Consider the following 20,828-nt stretch of genomic DNA (forward strand, 5'->3'; position numbering starts at 1 on the left):
ATGGGAAATGGCAAATGTATATTACTGATAGTTATTTAGTGGATGCATTAAAATGGAATGGTGAAAAGTTGGTTTATGATGAAGAATAATATTCTAAATACTATCCGATAATCGAAAAGCTTATTAACATTAGAATTCCCCTTTTTACTTAACATAAATAATGTGTAGCCCCCAAACAAATCATAACGCAGTTTCATAAATTTTCCAATCGTTTGAACCAGATTGTGAAAGAATGTACTTAAACTAACGGAGTGCTTTAATTCAACAACGTGACCACCAAATTGGTGGTCTTTTCCATGTACGAAACTATACAAAATCATACGTTCATAAAACCCTCTACGTGAACTAACTAGCAGGTTAGTTCAAGAGGAATCTGCTTATTCCAGTTCAGTTATTTATTTTCAAGTTGAAAATATTAAAGAGATTTATGAAAATTTAGTAGGTAAGGAAGTTACTTTTATCGATGAACCACATGTTGTAGCGAAAATGGGACAAAAAGAAACATGGATGACATTTTTTAAAGATATAGAAGAATAATAATCGTGCTATAATATTTATAACAGAATACATAGTCAAAGGAGTATTGAAAGATTCACTTATGTTCATAAAAAAGGTTGGTACCTATCCATTGATCAGAAGAGGATGTAATTGAAATTCCTAAGCGGGATTCATTATCGATCCCTGTCCACGAATTATTTTTTTGTGCTTAGGCCAACTCTTCAGAGAAAAACTAGAAGAAGTTTGGAATGAATGAGAAAAGACCTAGCTAAACATGGCGGGCTATTTTTTATCGAGTATTTATTTTGCTTTTTAGAGAGGGAGTTAAAATTTGGATAAACGCGTGTATATATTGGCGATTGTCTCGTTTGTTGTCGGGATGGTTGAATTAATCATTGGCGGTTTACTAGATATTGTCGCGAATGATTTAGATGTGAGTCTTGGGCAAGCGGGTTTCCTTATCACTGTTTTTTCTCTTGCATTCGCGTTAGCTGCGCCCATATTGTTAACAGTAACACAAAGAGTGGAACGAAAACAGCTAACTTTAATTACTTTGTTTATTTTTTTAATAGGAAATGTCATTGCTGTTTTCAGCCCTTCTTATAGTATTTTACTTGTTGGGCGTATCATTGCAGCTTCTAGCGGTTCATTGCTTATTGCTTTATGTTTAACGATGGTGCCAAATATTGTAACTGAACAATACCGTGCAAGGGCGATCGGAATTGTTTTTATGGGAGTCAGTGCCTCTCTTGTACTAGGGATACCAATTGGATTGATGCTTGGAAATGCTTTTGGCTGGCGGGCACCCTTTATCATGATCTCCATCCTAACCTTAGTTTCGATGGCGGGGGTGTTTTTCTTTCTGGAAAGAATGGTACCAAAGCCTTCTATTCCAATTGGAAGACAATTACGTACATTGAAAAATCGAAAAATTCTATTTGCCCAGGTAACTTCCTTTGTCATGTTGACGGGTCATTTAACACTATATGGATACCTAACTCCATTTTTAAAAATGAAACTAGGCCTTGATGGAACATGGGTTAGTATTGTCTATTTAATTTTTGGAATTGCAGCTGTAGTTGGCGGGGGAATTGGAGGCTTTCTGGCTGACCGTTTCGGCCCCACACGTACTATAATATCTGTCATTATCCTTTTTGCGGTTTCGATGTTATCAATCCCTTATACAACCTTTGCTTTACCATTTTTCCTAATCTTGATGGTAATATGGAGTATGCTAAGCTGGGCGATCACACCAGCGATGCAAAGCTATCTGATCGAGCTGTCACCAGAAACCTCGGATATCCAGCAAGCCTTAAACAATTCGGCGGTTCATATGGGTATTGCTTTTGGTTCACTTGTTGGCGGAATTGTCATTGAGCAAACCTCTGTCGAGTTCAACCCTACAGTAGGTGGTGTGCTCGTCTTGATATCCTTAGGAACAGCAGCTCTTTCTGTCATGAATTATGGTCATCAAGAGTTCAAAAAAAGCTGATTTCCCTTTAGCATAGGAGAAAAAATGAATTCAGGAATAAATATGGGCGATATTATTTTTCAATTATTTGTTTTAGGAATTCCAATATTTTTTATAGTAATCCTATTATTATTTTGGAATTCTTCAAAAAAGAAAAAAGAACAATTAGACCATATCGAAGAAAAGTTAAACTCAATGGAAAAAAAGAATTAATAAACTGTTCAACTAAGGATACAAAGGATCTTCGAGTCGAAGATCCCTTTTTAATACCTATAAGGCTGATTATGTTAAGTGCCTTAAGGTACTCTTTTCAATGTACGAAAGTATATAAAATCCTTTGTTTAACTAAAAAGGCTGGATTGTCGAAACAAAAAGGACGGCATTTAACGGCCGTCCTTTTTGTTTATTAGCAGAAACCTCCACCAAATCCACCGCAGAAGCTAGCTCCAATAATGATTAAGAGGATGAACAATACGATTAATAAGGCAAAACCTCCACCAAATCCACAGCCGCCATCTACACAACCTGACATATACAATCATCTCCTTTTGTTTTAAAGGAGGAATTTACTACTTACATGGACTAATTAATTGTATGTTTAAAATAATGAAATGACACAAATATAAGCATGTTTATATGATGATGTAGGACTTTTAACTATACTTTTAGTGAAGATAAGCTCACTCACTAAATTAATGCATAGCATAGAAATGGGTATAGACCCAACTCCAGACATAAAAAATATCGATTCTCGACCACCAAATTGGTGGTTTTGCTGTTGAACAAGGTTTTAAGCAATTAGCTAAATCAAATTTTAAGGGGGGAGAGTAATTTTGCAAAAGTGTGAGAACTGCAACTCGCAATTTAGCTGGAGTAAAATCCATCAATCGTTTTGGTAGGCATTTGAACCAATTGAATGTGACAACTGTGGTACTAAACATAAGAAACCCATTAAATTACCCCTTTAGATAAACAAATCCATAGGGGGCAAAACATCGCAACTTTTTATAAACACCGTGACTTTATTTAAAAGCGACAGAAACAATGCTTACCTTAAAGGTTTTCACTGATACCGCACATGTTTAAGATCTTCATCATTTAAATCTCTACGTGGTCTACAAATAGTACCATTAAGCTCAATGAACACATCGGCAACGGAAGATATACTTTGACAAATAGAAAGAATAATAACAGCCTCTATACAATGCATATTGTTATAAACCGAAGGAATAACATGTGCCTTACAATCAACATTGGTTATGGTACAGTTAATCTCTGTTTCTTGAGGAGAACATAAAACTACGGAATCCACTTCATAAAACGGAATAATACATTTTAAACAGGTTTTCCCATTGTGATTGATGAATTGAATGCAAATGAATCCTTGTTTTAAGAGATCAACTCTTTGTAGAAAAACAGTTTTGCCTAGCTGATTTATAACAGGAACAGTCACTCTATCTTCTGGACACGTCAATTCTTTACACGTTATAAAGCAATCATCATTCAAAGAAACTAGATTGCCGTGACAATCCGATAAGTGACAAATCGTACTCTTAATATCATTAACTGAATTTAGATCACATTTGTCATTTTGATAAAAGTGAAGCATTAATTTAAAATCTCCATAGCAGTGATCATTCTGCGAACTTTTTCCATTGCATTGAACTTCGATTGAATCAAGGTGTGTAAAGGTAGCTGAAAATGAACTTCCTTCGTTTATATTTGCTTGTTTTTCTCCATTAACAAACACAGCTAATGAACTTCCACATCCTCTTTTAAAATTAATACAAATTGAACCTCCGATTTGGCTAAGCCCATATGTTGTCCATAGAGTGGACTTTCCCACTTCTCCACAAGGTATACAAAAATCACAGCATATAAGATCATCGAATCTTTTTTTCTTCAGATGAACAATTTTCTTTAACTTGATAACAAGAGAATTATTTACCTGATCAAATACTTTAGGGACCTTTAGACAATGCGTGGTTGGATTCTCATTTAACTGCATGTATTCTTTTGTACCTCCCTTCAGTGAAGACCTCTTTTTAATTATCTTATGTTTTTACATATTAAGAAGGTAACGAATTGGGCTTCATAACTAGGAGGTTAAAAATTCAATATAAATACAGATAAAGTCCAAACCATATCGAGTTTCAACACATGTAATAAATGGATATCAAAAAATTATAGAATGGAGATGAATCTATTTTGTGTCAGAGTTCTGTGGGGAACATGGGGGACGGAGGTTTTAGTTGCTGTGAGCCTAAAAATTTTGTACAAGATAAAATTTGTAATAATTTCACAGTTGCCGGTGATGATGTAGTAGGTGCGGAAACCCTTTTTGCTACAAACTCAAATGAATTAATTTTTTCATCTGGGTATGTCAAGAATGTTGGAAATTTCCCTATTACAGTACAATTTGTAAAAGGTGCAGATCCTATTACAGGTTCTGGAGGTACTATTGTCAGACAAACAGTCGTTCCATCCGGAGGATCATTTTCGTTTACAATTTCACGATTTGATACTATTCGTGCATTCGCAACTGGAGCTACACCAACTCTACCAGCTGCAGGTGAATTTTGTATCACACCTCGTTATATAATTGGTTAATTTTTTCTCTATAAAAACAGGCAGAGTGTCATCAATGGACACCCTGCCTGTTTTTATAGGGGGATCGTCAGGAAAATGCGGATTTACAACGCTAATCATTTTGATACAAGTCTTATGAGACATTGAAAAATCATTTAAAAAGGGATTTAGGAATGGAGTGAAAGTGATTTAGATTCAAAAAATTTATTCCTCACAATCCAACCCAAAAATACCTTTTGGGAGGTACGTGAACAACGTGCAGGATTAAGAGAGTTTACCACAGTCACTCTTAAAGCGTTGTCACGCTTGGGTTTAATCCGAATACATATTGCATAAAACTTGAATACGTAGGCCTCTTAACCCTTGGTATACAACGCAATTAATAGAATACTTGCCATACAAAAACATGTTTTATTTCTTTTAGTTCGTTTCTTAGGACCCTTTCATATATTGCATTAGCATTTGCCCCTAGTAGCAGAAGCTTCATCACTTGTATAATTAGGTTTTGGAGGTGTTTTATATGAAGATTAAGGAAGTGTTAGAACTAACTCAAACTATACCACTTGCGACTATTGCGAAAGATCGTTTGACCATAGGTAAGGTAAAGCTACAGAAGCCCTAAAAGCATCGGGCTGCTATTGTCAGAACGGTGTCAAAGGATGGTTTTATGACGGTGACGAAAGCATTTTAGAAAAAAGTATTTATGATTTTGTAGCAACTAGCCAGCAGAAATCTAGCCCTAGAAAGTCTAATCCTAGCGAAAGTAATAGCAAAGTAAAAGTTAGCAACGAGCAAGTTGAAAGCTTGTTACTAGCTAGTTAGATGCTATAGATAAGCTATTGTTACAGAATGATAGTGCTAGCGATCAGTGAGTATACAGGGGCTTTTATTTGGACACTGATATCATTCACTTTTTGGATCATGTAAAGCATGGCAACAAGTCTGATTTGATGAATGAAATTGTACGAACCGTTTTAACGTCAAAAGGTTTACTATAGGTTACCCACTGTGAGAGCGTTCCTGATTGGAAAGGTTCTTACTTATTATCTTATTCAACTAACGAAGCAGGTTAGTTGAACAGTGTTGTTTAACTTGTGTTCAACTATCAAGCCAAATAAGTTAAGAAGGTTGACTCATTATAATTAAAGGGGAATGCACTAATGAAAAATATTTTTAATCATATGCATACAGCAGAAGTTTTAAAGCGTATTGACAAATTGAGTCCAAATTCACAACCGAAATGGGGAAAAATGGATGTTGCTCAAATGCTAGCGCATTGTTCATCTTTCCAAGACATTGCAATGGGAAATTCTTTTCCACCAAGGAGTTGGTTAGGAATAATAGTAGGGAGGTTTGCAAAACAAATCATTTATAATGACAAGACATTGCCCCATAATATGTCTACTATTCCAACCATTTTGATTGCAGATGATAGAGAATTTGAAACAGAAAAAGAAAAGCTTAAACAAAAAATTATCACATTTCAAAATAACGGACCAGAGAAGTGCACAACTCATCCGCATCCTTTTTTTGGGAAACTCACTTCTGAGCAATGGGGTAAAGGAATATACAAGCACCTTGACCATCATTTTAAACAGTTTGAAGTTTAAACATTGAAAACAAAATGAAACGATGTGCATCGTTAGTTGAAGAAAGTGTCTCTAAGCCTAATTACTAATCTCTTTCATAAGATGAACAATGCTTTGATTTATTCTCAATTCCTATTTGAAGCAACCAACAGTATGTATTTTTATAATCTTTTGTTTTACCTTAAACGGGCGCGATTGTGGAATAAGCTTCACTTTTCTTCTTCAACTAACGGGTGCTTTAGTAAAAAAACAGACTTATCTATGGAATGAAGAGATAAGTCTAGACTTTTATGCTGAGAAACTTACGCATGTTCCTGACGATACCCCTTATAAAGAGAAATCCTTTAGTGTTTCGTCGATTTCGTCTTGCGTAATCCCGATATATCGTTTGGTGATCGACGGGGCGGAATGGTTAAAATATTTTGTAGGAACGCCAGGTCTTTTGTTCTCCGATAATACGCATATCCGAAGGTCTTGCGCATCGTATGCGTACCGATGTCATCCCTCCCGATCACTTCTCCGGCCTTCACAAGCGCTCTATAAGCTTGTGTGGGGGTAATTGGGTCCATTCTTCCGACTTGCAAACAGGTACTCTCCGTCGCTCATATGAGCTGTATAATCTTCAATTTCTTCCCTCAGCTTCACCGGCAACATAAATCGCTTTGTTTTATTCGTTTTTTTCTCTCGAATTACCACATGCGTTGTTCCTCGTACATCCCCAACGGTCAACGGAACCATATCGTTGACTCGAAGACCGGTACTAATCCCAAAGACAAACAAAAAATAGTCCCGTTCGGAACCATATCGCCGTAGCGCCCATTTCATATCTTCGATTTTTTTGGCCGTTCGCAACAGCTGCACGTTCTTTTCTTTCGTGATTTTCCTCCAATATCGTACAATCAACGTATGATATGGATAGTTTATCAAGAGGGCCCAGTTATTTAAAACTCAGTATACTAACTATATATTGGTACTAATGTTGCTTGAGCATGAAACATTCATGTGTATTTGGGAAGAAAAATTTAATTTTGATTTCAACTAAAAAAGCTCCGGTGGGGGATCCTGATTCCGATAATATCGCATTATGTAAACTCTTCTTGAAATAAACTAAGAGGAGTTTTTTAATCTCAGCTTATTAAGCTAGATAAAAAAACTAAAGCAAAAATGCTGTCCAAAAGTTTTCTTTTGGACAGCATCATCTAGATATAATTCGTTAATTTTAATGTTAACTGACTTTCTCAATACCCATGCCAGGGTAACCAGATCCTCAAAATCCCATGCCGGGGCCGAATCCCATGCCGGGGCCGAATCCCATGCCGGGGCCGAATCCCATGCCGGGGCCGAATCCCATGCCGGGGCCGAATCCCATGCCGGGGCCGAATCCCATGCCGGGGCCGAATCCCATGCCAGGGCCAAATCCCATGCCAGGGCCGAATCCCATGCCAGGACCGAATCCCATGCCAGGGCCAAATCCCATGCCGGGGCCGAATCCCATACCAGGGCCAAATCCCATACCAGGTCTACCAAATCCCATGCCAGGGCCGAATCCCATGCCAGGTCTACCAAATCCCATGCCAGGGCCGAATCCTCCAAATATAATTCTTTCATCATTTTCTATTTGTTGAGGTTGATTCCATTGGTATTGTAATTCTGTGTACAATATAATTCCTCCTCTATTTTTTAAACACAATAATAAATAATATGTTAGACTTCGTGTGAATTCTTGGGTATTTAACTAGATCCGGAAATAGACTCCGCAACGGCAATAAAACCACGCTGAAACAGCCTTGATAATGCCGGATCAACTTCTCCTCCTGCCATGTTAGTGGAACAAGGGCGTTTTTGAGTATTTTTTCCGAATGTATGATTTTATCTAAAATCATACATTCAAAAAAACCTTCTTCAACTAAGGAGTGGCTTTAATAACCATCTATAATTTAAAGAAGGACGGCCTATGACGGTCGTCCTTTTTGTTACTTATTTATTAGCAGAAGCCTCCGTAACCGCCTCCGTAACCGCCTCCGTAACCATAGCCACCGCCGCCGCCGAATCCACCGCCACAACTACAGCCAACAATGATTAAGAGGATAAACAAAACCACTATAAAGGCAAAACCGCCACCGAAACCAATACCGCCATCTACACAACCTGACATATACAAACATCTCCTTTTGTATTAAAGGAGGCACTTACTACTTGCATGGGCTAATTCATAGTATGTTGAAGATAATGAAATGTCACAAATATACGCATTTTTATATGATGCAGGACTTTTTATTTAATAGGTAATCACCTCTTTTGAGTGAAGATAAGCTCATTCATATGATGCATGAAATGATGCTGCTATCCTTATTCTACGGGTGCAATTGATTATAAGTCCTCTGTTTATTGAGCTGTAAAAGTGTTGCTACTTTCTGGACCCCAATTTTCTCCACCAAAACCTTTTTTACCTCGTAAATTAACAAAGCAAGGCAACACCGTGTATTGAACCCCAGGTGTAGCATTCATGTTAAAAGTAATAATGAACCTTGTTCTTGAATTATCAACAGGCGTAATCATTGCCATATTAGATGTAAGACTATTCGTTGGAAGGAGCATCATGTCATCCCTTGCAACAGTAGCAATGTCTGAGGGTCTATCTAAATTATTTCTAATCCAGTAATTTCTAACATTTGTAGCAGATTCCAAATCAGTAGGCTGGTCATAAACCATTTCAATTTGATTAGGAGCAGTTTGTCTTGCAACAAGAAGAATAGGATGAGGTACCATTTGCATGTCTCTAGGCATCATTTGCTGTCCCGAATACATTGGAGAAGACATGCTGGAATATGGCATCATTTATTGTTTGTCTCCTTTATAAAGTAATTATTTAAACATAGTCATTTTATGAAAGTAACAATTTATTGTGAAATTTAATGTAAACATACTCTTAAATATTTTCAATGTACGATAATATACAAAATCATACATTAAGATCCCCTTATTCAACTAACGGTGCAGTTTAGTTGAATAAGGATTTTACTTTAATAAGACGAACTATTACTATATTTAAGGAGTTTGTCCTGAAATAAGTTGATAACTTTAAAAAACTATATTTCTAAATAAAGGTAGAAGATACATATTCGAGGCTTAAAAATCATATCTAGTCATGATTGATGGAAAATGAATTTTGGAGGCCATGATAATGAATGAAAAAGAATCTAAACAAAAGCAAGCTTTATCAGAAGAAGACTATAATAAAAGAAAAAAGTTATCTAGAGACCTCTCCAAATGGACTAATGATGAGTCAGCTAAACTTCATTCACAGACAATCGGCTCTAAAGGACCTGTACTGGAACAAGATATTGTACTCCACGAGTCCTTACAAGAGTTTATTCATGAAAAAATATTAGAAAGACCGGTTCATGTGAAAGGATTTGGTGCATTTGGTTATTTTCAAACGATATATTCGATGTCCGAATACACAAAACTGAACTTTTTACAAAATCCTGATCATAAGGTACCTGTTATGGTTCGCTTTTCATTAGCTGCCGGTACGAAAGGAACACCTGATACTTCCAGAAATGTACGTGGTTTCGCTACAAAATTTTATACAGAAGAAGGTGTTTTTGACCTTTTATGTAATCATATCCCTGTTTTTTCTGTTCGTGATGCGATACGTTTCCCAGAATCTATTAGAGCATTATTACCTTCACCCAAAAATAACTTAATTGACCCTGATAGATTTTGGAGCTTTGTAGCAAGAGCACCCGAATCTATTCATTTTGTTGTACGTCTCTACTCTGACGCAGGTACAGTAAAAAGTCTTCGTCACATTCCAGGACATAGTGTGAATACATATATTTGGAGAAATGCTCATGGTATTAGAAAGTATGTTAAATACCATTGGTATCCATTTGAAGGTGTACAATACATTGGTCGCGAGGAAGCAAATAGACTAGCCGTTGAAAACCCTGATTATGCTGGTAAAGATCTATTCGATGCTATTGTGGGTGGTGAATCAGTGGAATATGGCTTATACGTTCAGCTCATGGATCCAGCAGATGAAGCACATCTTTCTTATGATCCTTTAGACGATACAAAAGTATGGGATGAGAAAGAATATCCTCTTATACCAGTAGGGAAAATGGTATTAAGTAAAAATCCTGATAATTATATGGAACAAGTAGAAAAGGTTGCCTTCTCCCCTTCAAATTTACTTGACGGTGCAGAATTATCTGATGATAAAATACTGCAGGGCCGAGCCAATATTTATAATGATTCTCAAAGAAGAAGAATTGGGCCTGAATTTCGTAAAGTACCAGTCAATCAACAGCAAGACTGGACAGCGACTAACCAAATTACAAGTGGTGAGGGAAGATATGTTGAAGGGAAACTAGAAAGAACTTCTATAACAAAGCATGATGATTTTGTGCAGGCTGGTGAATTCTATATGGAGTTAACTCCTATAGAAAAAGAACATCTTGTAGAAAATTTAGCTAGCGACTTGATAGTCATATCCGATGATATTAGAAAGAAAGTTATGGAGTATTTAAATAAGGTATCATCTGACTTGGCAAAAAGAATTGAGATACAACTAAAAAAACAATAAAGATATAAAAATCAAAATTTACTAAGACTAATGAACTTCCATGAGTGCTACCCATAAAGGGCGCGACAGTCGGTGGTACACCGTGGTCGTCGGAGTCAGACTAACGGATGGGCTCAAAGGCACCATAGTTCAACGACTATCTCCGCCAGCCATTAAACATTATTGACCCTGAACCCCATATTCATTCTCTGTGGTGCAGCGCCGGTTTTGCGCTGCATGGATGGCTAACGGGTGCTTCGTGAAAGAAGAATTTGCGTAAAACACCCCTTTTTTATGCAGCTACCAGGCTCTTCAGAAGCTGAAAATGTTGATTCAACAACAATGTATAAAATCCTGAATAAATGATAAAAAACGACTAAAAGCCAAACCCCTGATACGCATGGGGGTGGCTTTTTTGATAAGTTCCAGAAAATTAATTTTATGTAAACTAAAAACGAATATATAATTCACGAATATAGATAAAACGGAGTATATAGCATAGTCAGAGTAACTTTTCTTAAATTGTGACACGGGTACTTTTCTATATTGAGTTAAACCTCACATGGTACCTACATTAGTTGAGTAGCAATACAAATGTCCCGTTGATATAATTTTCAAAAAATAGATGAAAGGGGTCAGCAATATTGCAAGGTCATACACTATACGATAAGCTTCCAATCGATTTATTAGTTGAATTTTATTACGAAATAAATATGAATATAAAAAAAGGGATCTTATCTGAAGCGATGTATCATGAAATAGAATTGATAAAACAAGCAGCTGATAGAAGGGGGATTTCTTTACTAACTGTTTGTTGGTCTACTTACAAAAGAAATAAAGATAACTGACATTATTATTGTTCCACCAATCACTACAACAGGAAAAAAAACAGGATGGATGAAAGGATTATAAATCTATGTATCATACATAAAAACCACCTCAGTTTTTTTTTCTCTTTAGTATGAACCCTAATGATTGGCACTATTAGGCATGATGACAGGGTTCTTGCTGTAGACCGCAAAGCAAAGTAGCCAAGAGCACTCTAAAGTTGTGGTAAAAGTATTTGATAATACTTTTGGACAGATCTTTTGGAAATTATAGAATCCAACGGCCATCATTCAACTGCTAAATGGACAAAGTAGTTACAAAAACAATGGTTGTTGGTAACCATCATGAGTTAATCGATCTGCAAATTGCTTCTTTGGTATTTCTGTAACAAACTACTTTATGGTCTATAACAGCCACCCTGTCACTAGGCCAAAGGGGTGCTTTAGCGCCATAAAAATGCTGCCAGATGAAGGCCTTTTGAAAGTATGATTCTAACGAAAATCATACTTTTTTATGCAGTTGAGAGGTTTCTTCAGAAGCTGAAAACGTTGATGTATAAACAATAAAAAAAGACGTTAAACCCCTTGGTGCTCAAAGGGGTTTTTAGTATGATCACTTCCTAAAATCGACTTTATGTTCACTTCCTTGAAGGTCATACGTATTTCACATGGAATCATACATATATGAGTTTGAGTGAAATGAGGGTGAACCATCTATGAGTGTAGATCAAAAATTCTATTGTCATTTTATAAGAACTTTTGTCAGGTGTATTCCAATTATGTATAATTTTTTGCATAATATTGCTTATGTGCAAAGTAGTTAATGCACTAAACAAATAAAAAAAGAATGACCAGGGGCGTATGGATGATGTATACAGAGGTCGATGAATTAGATGGAAGGATCAATCAGATGAGAAAAGTTTTGATCCAGATTGCAGAAGAAACTGGCTTAAATAGCCATGACACCCTTTGTTACAGTCAAAAATTAGACAAGCTCATCACGATTCATCAAAAATTAAAGATTGATAATACACAAAAAGTTGATCAAAAATCCTGTATTGTCATTTAATATAGGATTTTTTTCTTTTTTATTAGCAGATCCTTTTTTCATTGCCTATAAGCGTGATTATGTAAACTCTTCTTAATAAAATAAGAGGAGTTTTTAAAACTAGCTTATAGGAATAATGGTGACAACAGTTCAAGAAGAAGACCCCTTTTGGTGGTCTGCAAAAATGTAAAGATTACATTAACCATCTTAAATTTAAAGAAGGACGACCATACCGGTCGTCCTTACTTCTTAAAAGAATCCTCCGCCGCCGCAACTACAGGCAATAATGATTAAGAGGATAAACAATACGATAATCAAGGCAAAGCCGCCGCCGAATCCTCCGCCACAACCGCCATCAACAAAACCTGACATATATAAACATCTCCTTTTTCTAAAGGAGGTACTACATGGGCTAATTAATTGTATGTTTAAAATAATGAAATGACACAAATATAAGCATGTTTATATGATGATATAGGACTTTTAACTATATTTTTAGTGAAGAAAAGCTCATTCACTAAATTAATGTATAGCATAGAAAAAAGAAATGATATTGAAAAATAAAATCATCATTAGTCAGAATAAAGAACTATTAAATAAACATAAAAGTCTATAGGTTTGTTTTTTTATTAAACTAAAGATGGAGGCGATATTGACCTCCCCCCTGCCCCGTTACCCTATATTTATCTTGATTTCGTTTTTATTTTTCGAATCTGCTTTTTGCTCTCTTGTTTTAGCAGCAAACACTAAAAACTGTTTTATATCCTGCACTTGAAAGAACTGGACCCCAGAATGACGCGGTAAATTATATCGGGTATCTGTAATCAGTATGATCTTAGGGAAAATCTTTTTTTCTGTCGGTTGCCATGATTCTTGTTGCCATTCGTTGCTCAAGTAATAAGAGGCATAGCGCATAAATTTCTCATTCATGACCTTTTCGGAATAGACTGATCGCTGGATCTCCACGAAGAATGGCGCACGTTTCCAGATCATAAAAGCATCTGGTTCCATGTAACCTTTTCCGTATTTAGGTTCGACTATGAATTGTGAGGATAGTTCAAATTTCATCAGTGATTTATAAAACTCAACGATTTTAAGAAAATGTGGGATTTTTGCTGATTCTTTTTTTATAGGAGCGGGTGAAGGGAAATAGATATATGGTTGCTGGGTCGTATTTACTTCTATATGGCCATCCCTTCGCAACCTCTTCAGAACCGTATTACAGCATGTTATGGGGTTCCGAAGACCTTCGAAATGCAGAGCGATAATATCGTCCCTTGTCATGCAACGAAAGCGCGTCAGGTCGGATAAAATATTCAAATCTCGTTTTCTCATTAGTCCAACACCTCAAATATGGCATCGGTAATTTGCGAACCGTCGTCAGAAGGCTTAAGAGGATCTTTAAACGGTTTATTAGTAAAAGGTGACTTATGACTCTCTAAAATACTTTTCGCCTCGTCTAAGGCTAAGTATGGAGCCTGTATCTCCTTTAATCCGTCTTGCCCTTGCAACTTTAGCAACATTCTTCCGTTTTCCTTCAATTTTTCACTTCCCGGTGTACCGATAATTCTCGCGTTAATCAGATCGGTACACTTAAACCCCATTCTAACGGTTAAATTGTTCTTTAAAGCACCCTCTAAGAGTTTTGCGTCGGGTCTCTGCATAGAAAGTATTAAGTAGATGCCTAATGCTCTTCCAAGGGAGCTTATGTCCTCCACGATAGCCATGATTGCTTTCTCTTTACGTAGCAAAGATACTTCATCGATACAAAGGATAATATAAGGCGGTGAATCCGGTAAGTCATCGATGTGTGAAAGTTCATGAGCATCTAATAAATCGCCACGTTTCTTTAATTCATCGTTGAGGTGAGCCAACATTGCTGCCATATCGACAGGGCTTACAAGAACGGATTGAACATGTTTCACCCTGCGGAATATATGAAATTCAGAACGCTTTAGATCACATAAGTACAACTGCAGGCGGTCTGGATTTTTAAATTGGATTAACGAGCTCAAAATTGAGCGCAGTTGAGTGGATTTACCTGATCCTGTTTCGCCTGCTATGAGCAAATGAGGGTGATCCACCATGTCATATAGCACGTTAGCTCCGTTCATATCAGTGCCACAGACGATAGGTAAACGCATTTTATTCGCTTGTTCTCGGAACAAATCAGCGTCATAACGGATAAGACTTGAACCGTTTCCTACGTACACTTTGAGCGTAAAAACCTTGGTGTCTCCTTTAATCTCGATCTTTTCCCCAAATACTTGCATGAAACAATATTCCTTCTTCTTAATTTCCTTTGGATCCATGCCTGTAGGAATCGAAAATACATACGTCAGCGACTTTTCCTTCCGACTGATATTCACGGAAAGAATCTTTGGATAAACAAGACCAGAGTTGGACCCGTAAGAATACCGGTTACCTATTTCCCCAATCCTAAATGCTTTCACAAGCTCTGCTTTTGCTCTTTGTTTCGCTAACCACATTTTCATATGCTCACCTCAAATGATTTAGTTTAAGACGCTGGTTCAGGATGAACTTCTGTTTTTAACTCTGGTACATCGTGTACCAGACCTACCAGAACAGGAATTTTAAATCATTGACCAGGTACCATAACGCCACCATGCCAGCTACAGGAAAAGTGATACGAAGGAAAGCAGAGATAAAGGCTGCTATTGAAATGTTTCCCGTATCAGCTACCGCTTTTTCTATTAACGCAATCAGGAGAACAGCAGCGCCGATTCCGATAAATACCGGGTCAATCAATGCTGCAGGATGCAGCGGAATAAATGAGAACAGAATAGGTGAGTTGTTGCCAGTTGTGGCAACGTTGTTATGTTCTTTTTTCATGAATGCTTTAAAATCAATGGTTTCTGTCTTACTCGATATAAAAGGCAGATTAAGTAACATGATGTATCCTCCTTAGATCCCCTCAATTTTGTGGAGATTTAACCAGCGCAATTTTACGCCGGTTGACTCCTCAGATTTGAAGAGTGAAATTTCCCTTTTCAAGCGCTAACTATGGCGGGGCAAAATTTTTCTTTTCCCCCTCTCATGCTCTCCTCCCATCCATTCGCCTTTCGGCTCATTCTAAACACTTTCGTTTTTCCTTCTATATCAATCCGGATTGGTTCATTACTTTGGTAAGGGTAGCAAGGTAGATACTTTGGTAATTACTTTGGTAATTACTTTGGCTAGAAGTTGCTAACTACCAAATTAGCTGCCTTGATAAAGCTTATGGAGACTGCTTGTACATGTTTCACACTTTGTTGGCGAAAATCACATTAATGTGAATAAAGACCAAAATATTTGTCAAGAATGGTGGACATACAATAAATCAGGAGGTTGATCCGTATGTTTGGGTTAGGTAAAAAAAGGTCTGCGTTCGGTAAGTTTCTCGATAAAAATGGAATTACACAGCAAGAGCTTAGCGAAGTCAGTGGGGTAAACAGGAATAGTATTAGCAGAATAACGCAGTCAGATGAAAATAAACCGTCTATGAAGAACGCCTCAAAGATTATTAAAGCATTGAAAAAAGCCGGATATAAGGTGGATTATGACGACTTCTGGAGTATGTAAATAATACGAGGCAAGACTCCTGTTTAAAATCAGGCATGGAGGTATGCTTTTTTGTTGGTTGAGTATGTAGCCTTCTTTTCTTTGTTAACTTTAGCGATTGCGAATACATACTTCATGAAATACGAATAAGAAAATTAGGGTTAGTAAAAAAAGCCCTCATAGAAAACTGGAATCACATAGAAGAGATCCTGAATCATACATAGAATATAATGGTATATAATTCCATTTAATATCTAACCAAAAGCTCATGATAGGCGGAAAAAAGCCTAATTATGAAAAAATAGATGAAAGGTATTAAGATTCTTTGGAAGTGCTATAAACCGCAGGATGGGGAAAGTCTTAGAACGAATAGAAAAAGAAAAGAACTGTTGATTTTATTGTAGTGAAAGGGTTTAACGTACATAGGGGGGGAACTTCAGGAAGATGCGGTTATCTTAACTTCGATGTGAGAAGTATTGGAATACAATGGCTCTCAAATCATTTACATGCATTTATGATGTCTTATAATAAACTGTATCATATAAACTCATCTCATTCCCAATACCGATATAGGGATTATAGCATTGAATTCCTTTAGGACTAATATTAGATATATCCTCAATGAAACTGCCCTGTTTGTTGAGTAAGAACAGTACCATAATCGATCATTTACTCTGTTTCTCTTTCTGAGACTTAACACTTTGTAGTACGTGAAATAAGTTGATAAGTCTTTATCTTTCACCCCTATGAATGCTGATACGATAGTGTTTTGGAGAAGCTATTTTGTAGGGAGCTGTAGATTACATAGAGGTAAATTCGAAGGTAATAATGATTAAAAATATATTCGTTATGTTTATTTTAGAATGAATCTCGCTAGAATATATAAGGAACTAGACAATATGAAAAGTAACAGAATCAACTAACTCCCCCAAGAACCTTTATGCTTCAAGGGAGAGTTTCTAAGTGACCATTCTGTTTACTCTTAAAAATTGCGTATAAACGATCAATAAGTCGAAATATATTATATCTCTAATCCCATTTCGGATTTTAAATAACTTTCAAAATGGTCATTTTTATAGTTGCGTATAAACGCGCTTTTTTTGTCTAAATCTACTTCTTTTCTAAAGAATCCTACCTTTTTCAGACGTTCTGTTTCAGGCAGTTCCGACCAGGTTTTTTCTGCATCTTCTTCTAGCTTGCGTTCTATTTTTTTTTGTAACATTAACTCTTCAAATCGTTTTGTTCTTTGTTCTTCTGGGGATTGTTGTTTCGGTAAAGTGGTTAGTAATTGATTATATTGATTTTTAAGTTCTTCCATTTGCGTCGCAGCAAGTTCTGCAAATGTTTTTTGGACTTCTGCAGTAATTTGGTTCTTTAGGGCCTCTATGTTGTCCACATATGGTGCTGGTTTGTCCTCTTTGGGAGGAAATGGTCTTAAACTGGTAAAGTTGGTCAGCTCTCTAGAAATGGCCACGAGGGCCCACTTTTCTTCTCTTTTTTTCTTTATAAAAACGGCAATTTTTAAGTCTAATTCGTCATAAATTTTTTCATTTGTTTCTACAGTACGGTTGATATAATGGATACGATCTTTTTCTAGCCGTTTAAACCAGCCATCAACTGTATTAATATGTATGTTTGAGATATCTAGATTTTTTCTTAATTCTTCTACAAAATCGCTGATTTTCCAATACTTAGGTTCATTCAATTTTTTTACCTCCTTTTTAAATTTTATGTGCAATGAGCTTTTATTTGGATGACATACAAAAAGTTATGAAGCTGTTTGTTTTACTGGTCTTTATGGACCAGTTGTTAGTCTATAAGTAGACCATATACCACTTGTGGCACACAATAACATTAAACATTATAATAGATAGTTAAAATAAAATAAAATATTGAAAGCTTTCTATTCATCATTAGTTATGAATATATGGTTTATATGTATCCCTGATTAATAAGGTATTTGACTTTCTATTCATAATAACCTGCATCAAATTATGACTATTTTTGTCTATAGAAAACCTCCCTATGAAAATGTGGAGAATCTTGTAAGGAGTCAATAATGAAAATGAGCATATATTAGGTTCTACATGTAGACCATCGGTCACAAATGGTCTACATTTTTTTGGGGAATGTAAAGTATATGTAGCGTGTGGTCTATATGTATCCCTGATTAATAAGGTATTTGGTTTGCTATCCTTAGTATCCTGCATCCAGTTATGACTTACTATTTGTGTTCATGGAAACGTTCTATGTAACTACTTGTAAACCTTGTCATCGGCAGTAATGAAAATGAGTTTTTATAAGGTTCCACATGTAGACCATTGGCCACAAATGGTCTACGTTTTTAAGGGATATGTAAAGGATGTGTAGTGTGTAGTCTATATGTACACTTGAATTTATACGATATTTGAACTGCTATTCATAATACATTAATCAAATTATAACTACTGTTTTAGTTTAGCGAAAAATAGTGTATGTATAATAAGCAGTTTAAACCTTGTCATCGTCAGTAATGAAAATAAGTGTTTATACGATTCCACATGTAGACGACTAGCTACATGTGGAATACATTATTAATGAAAAAGTAAGGTTTGTATAGTGTGTGGTCTACATGTATCCTTGATTAATACGGTATTTAAGCTGTTATTTATATTATCTACATCAAAATATGACAATTTTTGTTTAATGAAAAACCCCCTGTGAATAGAAGGGGGTTAATCGTCGTCGTCATCAAAATCCAAGAATGCTTTTTGAGCGAAATTTTGAATGGCTGCATTCGCTTTAAAGGAAGAGGGATTTTCTTCCTCATTTTTTTCAGGTTGTTGATTTAAATCAAAGGGTGAATAAGGTTTTTTAACTACTTGATATAGGAGCTGGCTAATTAATGCTTTTGTATGCGGATGATTTAACCAATCCAATTCTTCAGATGTTAGCCCTTTAGGAAGGGGGACGTTCATTTGATTACCATTTGAAGTACTTAAAGCTTTATGTGAAACAGCATCAATAAAAATTGAAGCTATATTGCTACTGAATTTTCTACCAGCTTTTTTCTTGTTTTCTGTTAAGTAATTAAGTACATGTGAAGGGGTGTCAGACGGTAATCGAAACGAAAGAGATTTTCCAGGCTCAAATTGTTCCATTTTCAGTTCACGCTTTTGTTAACGTGGTATTTTGTGTTGTAATCCCTTTGCTGTTTGCATACATAAGTAGAATTTTGAAATAAGCACGAGCAATCATCCATACACTATCATCTTCAGATACGAATCGAAGAGGGTAGTTTTTATCTGCTTGATTTAATTTAGTCAGGTAAGGCTTTAATACTAGGGAGCCACCGCCGGTTTGATAAGCAAGTCGAATATCTGGTACATTACGCCACATATCTTTGATTAACTTATATTCTTCTTTTGCTAAAACAGATAATTCTTCATCAATGATATCTTTAATAGAGACTCGAGTTCCATTAACCCAGATATGATATTGTTCTTCAGGTTGTTCGTTCGTGATGATCTCAACAAGAGTCCGTCTACTCTTAATGGAGTATTTATATTTAGAATATACCTTCCGAATTATGGTATCTAAATACGTAGATACACCTCTTTTTATACCATTGCTATATTCATTGTCTACTTCAGCTTCATCCGTAATAATCGCGGAGTCCGTTGAAAGACCGCCTATATCGTTGATTAGTATCGTCTTCCCTAAAAGCTCTTCGTTTTTAGTGGAACCGTCATTATTTGTCGTTAAATCTACAAATGCGGCAAATCCCTCTGTATTTACGAGTACTTGTTCAAACTTTATCCGTACAATTTTTCCTTCTAGAGAAGGTGTTTTTAAAAATTTCACTTCATGCTGCGAGTTTTTTAGCTTTTTCCTGAAATCTTTTGCTTTGCCTTGTTTAGTTTCATCTAAGGGCAATCCCGTAGATAAATAATAAGTTGCTTCTATTACACCATCTTCTTCGGGAAATTGCTCTACCGCGTCATAAGCAAGGGTTGTTAATAACATAATAACTGGCTGATCACTGTCGGCTTTATCCTGGTCGGGAGTCAATTCGTCATTATTCGGGTATTTAGATGCCAGTTTTCCGACTGCAAAACTACCATTTTTACTTTTTAAAGCAGAGGATGTAATTTCTACATGTAAGGCATGTAACGAATTTTTTTCCATTTCAACAATTTCACGATTTTGCACATTCGCTATTACGTTGGGTATGTATATCCGGTTAGTAAGATCTCCTAAAAAGCCCTTAACAGCATCATTTCCAATATCAATTGATACGAATCTAGCCATAGTTTAGTAGATTCCTCCTTAGTTTCATTTATTTTCATATTAAAGCTAAATCTATTGTATGCTATTTGTATGCAAATTTCAAGTTTGTATGCGAAATGTATGCAAATAAATTAGTATGACAATAAAGGTGTTAAAAAAGCCAATCATTATGTTCAAATAAAGGGGAGGATTGTTGAATAACATCTTAAAGATTGTGAAGGTTTGTACTTGAACTAAAGGAGCAGTATAGTTCAAGTAATAATCAAAGGAATTGCCTATGAACATACCATCTATCTGAATGTTAATTAAAGGTAAATGTTTGGTAAATTAATACAGAGTAAATGTTAAGAATAAAAAAACTCCTACATTTCTTAAAATTTTTAATATATAGTTAATTTTGGATAAA

At 35.9% G+C, this 20,828-nt stretch carries 20 protein-coding genes and 2 pseudogenes; 9 read left to right on the forward strand and 13 right to left on the reverse strand.

Annotation, left to right across the window (positions count from 1 at the left end):
• Positions 1–366: 366 nt before the first annotated feature.
• The 3 genes and pseudogenes from JNUCC23_RS22860 to JNUCC23_RS22870 all read left to right on the forward strand — a co-directional run.
• Positions 367–537, forward strand: a pseudogene (locus tag JNUCC23_RS22860) (VOC family protein); the annotation flags it as partial.
• Positions 538–829: 292 nt separating this feature from the next.
• Positions 830–1,990 carry an MFS transporter gene (locus JNUCC23_RS22865; protein ID WP_454216297.1) on the forward strand — a complete coding sequence of 387 codons (1,161 nt, stop codon included), beginning with the start codon at positions 830–832 and terminating at the stop codon, positions 1,988–1,990.
• Between the two features lie 24 nt (positions 1,991–2,014).
• Positions 2,015–2,182 (forward strand): DUF4083 domain-containing protein, encoded by a 168-nt coding sequence (locus JNUCC23_RS22870; RefSeq protein ID WP_454216299.1) that lies wholly within the window; start codon positions 2,015–2,017, stop codon positions 2,180–2,182.
• 193 nt (positions 2,183–2,375) lie between these two features.
• Here JNUCC23_RS22870 and JNUCC23_RS22875 read toward each other — a convergent pair whose 3' ends face one another.
• Both JNUCC23_RS22875 and JNUCC23_RS22880 read right to left on the reverse strand, forming a co-directional pair.
• The gene (locus JNUCC23_RS22875) at positions 2,376–2,501 is read right to left on the reverse strand and encodes a YjcZ family sporulation protein (RefSeq protein ID WP_403077671.1); all 126 of its coding nucleotides are present in this window, start codon (positions 2,499–2,501) and stop codon (positions 2,376–2,378) included.
• Positions 2,502–3,032: 531 nt separating this feature from the next.
• Positions 3,033–3,977, reverse strand: coding sequence for a BMQ_0737 family morphogenetic spore coat protein (locus JNUCC23_RS22880; RefSeq protein WP_454216301.1), 945 nt, complete (start codon positions 3,975–3,977; stop codon positions 3,033–3,035).
• A gap of 224 nt (positions 3,978–4,201) precedes the next feature.
• Here JNUCC23_RS22880 and JNUCC23_RS22885 point away from each other — a divergent pair, with 224 nt between their 5' ends.
• Positions 4,202–4,579: a DUF3992 domain-containing protein gene (locus tag JNUCC23_RS22885; RefSeq protein WP_403077677.1), complete on the forward strand. Its 378-nt coding sequence runs from the start codon at positions 4,202–4,204 to the stop codon at positions 4,577–4,579.
• Positions 4,580–5,718: 1,139 nt separating this feature from the next.
• Entirely contained in the window at positions 5,719–6,168 is a 450-nt protein-coding gene (locus tag JNUCC23_RS22890) for a DUF1569 domain-containing protein (protein WP_403077679.1), read from the forward strand.
• Between the two features lie 306 nt (positions 6,169–6,474).
• On the opposite strand, the pseudogene JNUCC23_RS22895 reads toward JNUCC23_RS22890, so the two are convergent.
• The 4 genes and pseudogenes from JNUCC23_RS22895 to JNUCC23_RS22910 all read right to left on the reverse strand — a co-directional run bounded on the left by JNUCC23_RS22895 (position 6,475) and on the right by JNUCC23_RS22910 (position 8,985).
• A pseudogene (locus tag JNUCC23_RS22895) lies at positions 6,475–7,026 on the reverse strand (tyrosine-type recombinase/integrase).
• 388 nt (positions 7,027–7,414) lie between these two features.
• Entirely contained in the window at positions 7,415–7,807 is a 393-nt protein-coding gene (locus tag JNUCC23_RS22900; protein WP_454216304.1) for a hypothetical protein, read from the reverse strand.
• Between the two features lie 324 nt (positions 7,808–8,131).
• Positions 8,132–8,302 (reverse strand): YjcZ family sporulation protein, encoded by a 171-nt coding sequence (locus JNUCC23_RS22905; RefSeq protein ID WP_454216306.1) that lies wholly within the window; start codon positions 8,300–8,302, stop codon positions 8,132–8,134.
• A 230-nt stretch (positions 8,303–8,532) separates the two neighbouring features.
• Positions 8,533–8,985: a hypothetical protein gene (locus JNUCC23_RS22910; RefSeq protein WP_454216308.1), complete on the reverse strand. Its 453-nt coding sequence runs from the start codon at positions 8,983–8,985 to the stop codon at positions 8,533–8,535.
• A gap of 346 nt (positions 8,986–9,331) precedes the next feature.
• Between JNUCC23_RS22910 and JNUCC23_RS22915 the strand changes: the two genes are divergently transcribed.
• The 3 genes from JNUCC23_RS22915 (at position 9,332) to JNUCC23_RS22925 (ending at position 12,613) form a co-directional block, all read left to right on the forward strand.
• On the forward strand, positions 9,332–10,738 hold the full coding sequence (locus tag JNUCC23_RS22915) for a catalase (protein ID WP_454216310.1): 1,407 nt from the start codon (positions 9,332–9,334) through the stop codon (positions 10,736–10,738).
• A gap of 623 nt (positions 10,739–11,361) precedes the next feature.
• Positions 11,362–11,565, forward strand: a complete 204-nt coding sequence (locus JNUCC23_RS22920; protein ID WP_454216312.1) for a hypothetical protein — start codon at positions 11,362–11,364, stop codon at positions 11,563–11,565.
• An 844-nt stretch (positions 11,566–12,409) separates the two neighbouring features.
• Positions 12,410–12,613, forward strand: a complete 204-nt coding sequence (locus tag JNUCC23_RS22925; protein ID WP_454216314.1) for a Spo0E family sporulation regulatory protein-aspartic acid phosphatase — start codon at positions 12,410–12,412, stop codon at positions 12,611–12,613.
• Positions 12,614–12,841: 228 nt separating this feature from the next.
• Here JNUCC23_RS22925 and JNUCC23_RS22930 read toward each other — a convergent pair whose 3' ends face one another.
• The 4 genes from JNUCC23_RS22930 to JNUCC23_RS22945 form a co-directional block, all read right to left on the reverse strand.
• Positions 12,842–12,964, reverse strand: a complete 123-nt coding sequence (locus JNUCC23_RS22930) for a YjcZ family sporulation protein (protein ID WP_082191334.1) — start codon at positions 12,962–12,964, stop codon at positions 12,842–12,844.
• 300 nt (positions 12,965–13,264) lie between these two features.
• Positions 13,265–13,927 (reverse strand): hypothetical protein, encoded by a 663-nt coding sequence (locus JNUCC23_RS22935; protein ID WP_454216316.1) that lies wholly within the window; start codon positions 13,925–13,927, stop codon positions 13,265–13,267.
• Complete coding sequence (locus tag JNUCC23_RS22940; RefSeq protein WP_454216318.1) at positions 13,927–15,087, reverse strand: FtsK/SpoIIIE domain-containing protein; 1,161 nt, start codon at positions 15,085–15,087, stop codon at positions 13,927–13,929. Before JNUCC23_RS22940 ends, JNUCC23_RS22935 begins: the two co-directional genes overlap by 1 nt.
• Before the next feature lie 82 nt (positions 15,088–15,169).
• A complete protein-coding gene (locus JNUCC23_RS22945; protein WP_454216320.1) occupies positions 15,170–15,505 on the reverse strand; it encodes a hypothetical protein in 336 nt (111 codons plus the stop codon).
• Positions 15,506–15,949: 444 nt separating this feature from the next.
• On the opposite strand from JNUCC23_RS22945, the gene JNUCC23_RS22950 reads away from it, so the two are divergent.
• The gene (locus JNUCC23_RS22950; RefSeq protein WP_403078261.1) at positions 15,950–16,174 is read left to right on the forward strand and encodes a helix-turn-helix domain-containing protein; all 225 of its coding nucleotides are present in this window, start codon (positions 15,950–15,952) and stop codon (positions 16,172–16,174) included.
• Between the two features lie 1,000 nt (positions 16,175–17,174).
• On the opposite strand, the gene JNUCC23_RS22955 is transcribed toward JNUCC23_RS22950, so the two are convergent.
• The 3 genes from JNUCC23_RS22955 to JNUCC23_RS22965 all read right to left on the reverse strand — a co-directional run bounded on the left by JNUCC23_RS22955 (position 17,175) and on the right by JNUCC23_RS22965 (position 20,443).
• Complete coding sequence (locus tag JNUCC23_RS22955) at positions 17,175–17,858, reverse strand: hypothetical protein (protein WP_062187349.1); 684 nt, start codon at positions 17,856–17,858, stop codon at positions 17,175–17,177.
• A gap of 1,009 nt (positions 17,859–18,867) precedes the next feature.
• Positions 18,868–19,293 (reverse strand): hypothetical protein, encoded by a 426-nt coding sequence (locus JNUCC23_RS22960; RefSeq protein ID WP_062187347.1) that lies wholly within the window; start codon positions 19,291–19,293, stop codon positions 18,868–18,870.
• A gap of 7 nt (positions 19,294–19,300) precedes the next feature.
• The gene (locus JNUCC23_RS22965) at positions 19,301–20,443 is read right to left on the reverse strand and encodes an Alp7A family actin-like protein (protein ID WP_062187345.1); all 1,143 of its coding nucleotides are present in this window, start codon (positions 20,441–20,443) and stop codon (positions 19,301–19,303) included.
• Positions 20,444–20,828 lie beyond the last annotated feature (385 nt).

This window comes from Peribacillus sp. JNUCC 23, from assembly GCF_053653995.1.

Bases quoted from the DNA above. Each gene is read 5' to 3' on its own strand.
- JNUCC23_RS22875 (WP_403077671.1), bottom strand. From the start codon at position 2,501: ATGTCAGGTTGTGTAGATGGCGGCTGTGGATTTGGTGGAGGTTTTGCC.
- JNUCC23_RS22880 (WP_454216301.1), bottom strand. From the start codon at position 3,977: ATGCAGTTAAATGAGAATCCAACCACGCATTGTCTAAAGGTCCCTAAA.
- JNUCC23_RS22930 (WP_082191334.1), bottom strand. From the start codon at position 12,964: ATGTCAGGTTTTGTTGATGGCGGTTGTGGCGGAGGATTCGGCGGCGGC.
- JNUCC23_RS22905 (WP_454216306.1), bottom strand. From the start codon at position 8,302: ATGTCAGGTTGTGTAGATGGCGGTATTGGTTTCGGTGGCGGTTTTGCC.
- JNUCC23_RS22885 (WP_403077677.1), top strand. From the start codon at position 4,202: ATGGGGGACGGAGGTTTTAGTTGCTGTGAGCCTAAAAATTTTGTACAA.
- JNUCC23_RS22935 (WP_454216316.1), bottom strand. From the start codon at position 13,927: ATGAGAAAACGAGATTTGAATATTTTATCCGACCTGACGCGCTTTCGT.
- JNUCC23_RS22870 (WP_454216299.1), top strand. From the start codon at position 2,015: ATGAATTCAGGAATAAATATGGGCGATATTATTTTTCAATTATTTGTT.
- JNUCC23_RS22910 (WP_454216308.1), bottom strand. From the start codon at position 8,985: ATGATGCCATATTCCAGCATGTCTTCTCCAATGTATTCGGGACAGCAA.
- JNUCC23_RS22890 (WP_403077679.1), top strand. From the start codon at position 5,719: ATGAAAAATATTTTTAATCATATGCATACAGCAGAAGTTTTAAAGCGT.
- JNUCC23_RS22945 (WP_454216320.1), bottom strand. From the start codon at position 15,505: ATGTTACTTAATCTGCCTTTTATATCGAGTAAGACAGAAACCATTGAT.
- JNUCC23_RS22940 (WP_454216318.1), bottom strand. From the start codon at position 15,087: ATGAAAATGTGGTTAGCGAAACAAAGAGCAAAAGCAGAGCTTGTGAAA.
- JNUCC23_RS22965 (WP_062187345.1), bottom strand. From the start codon at position 20,443: ATGGCTAGATTCGTATCAATTGATATTGGAAATGATGCTGTTAAGGGC.
- JNUCC23_RS22925 (WP_454216314.1), top strand. From the start codon at position 12,410: ATGATGTATACAGAGGTCGATGAATTAGATGGAAGGATCAATCAGATG.
- JNUCC23_RS22960 (WP_062187347.1), bottom strand. From the start codon at position 19,293: ATGGAACAATTTGAGCCTGGAAAATCTCTTTCGTTTCGATTACCGTCT.
- JNUCC23_RS22950 (WP_403078261.1), top strand. From the start codon at position 15,950: ATGTTTGGGTTAGGTAAAAAAAGGTCTGCGTTCGGTAAGTTTCTCGAT.
- JNUCC23_RS22915 (WP_454216310.1), top strand. From the start codon at position 9,332: ATGAATGAAAAAGAATCTAAACAAAAGCAAGCTTTATCAGAAGAAGAC.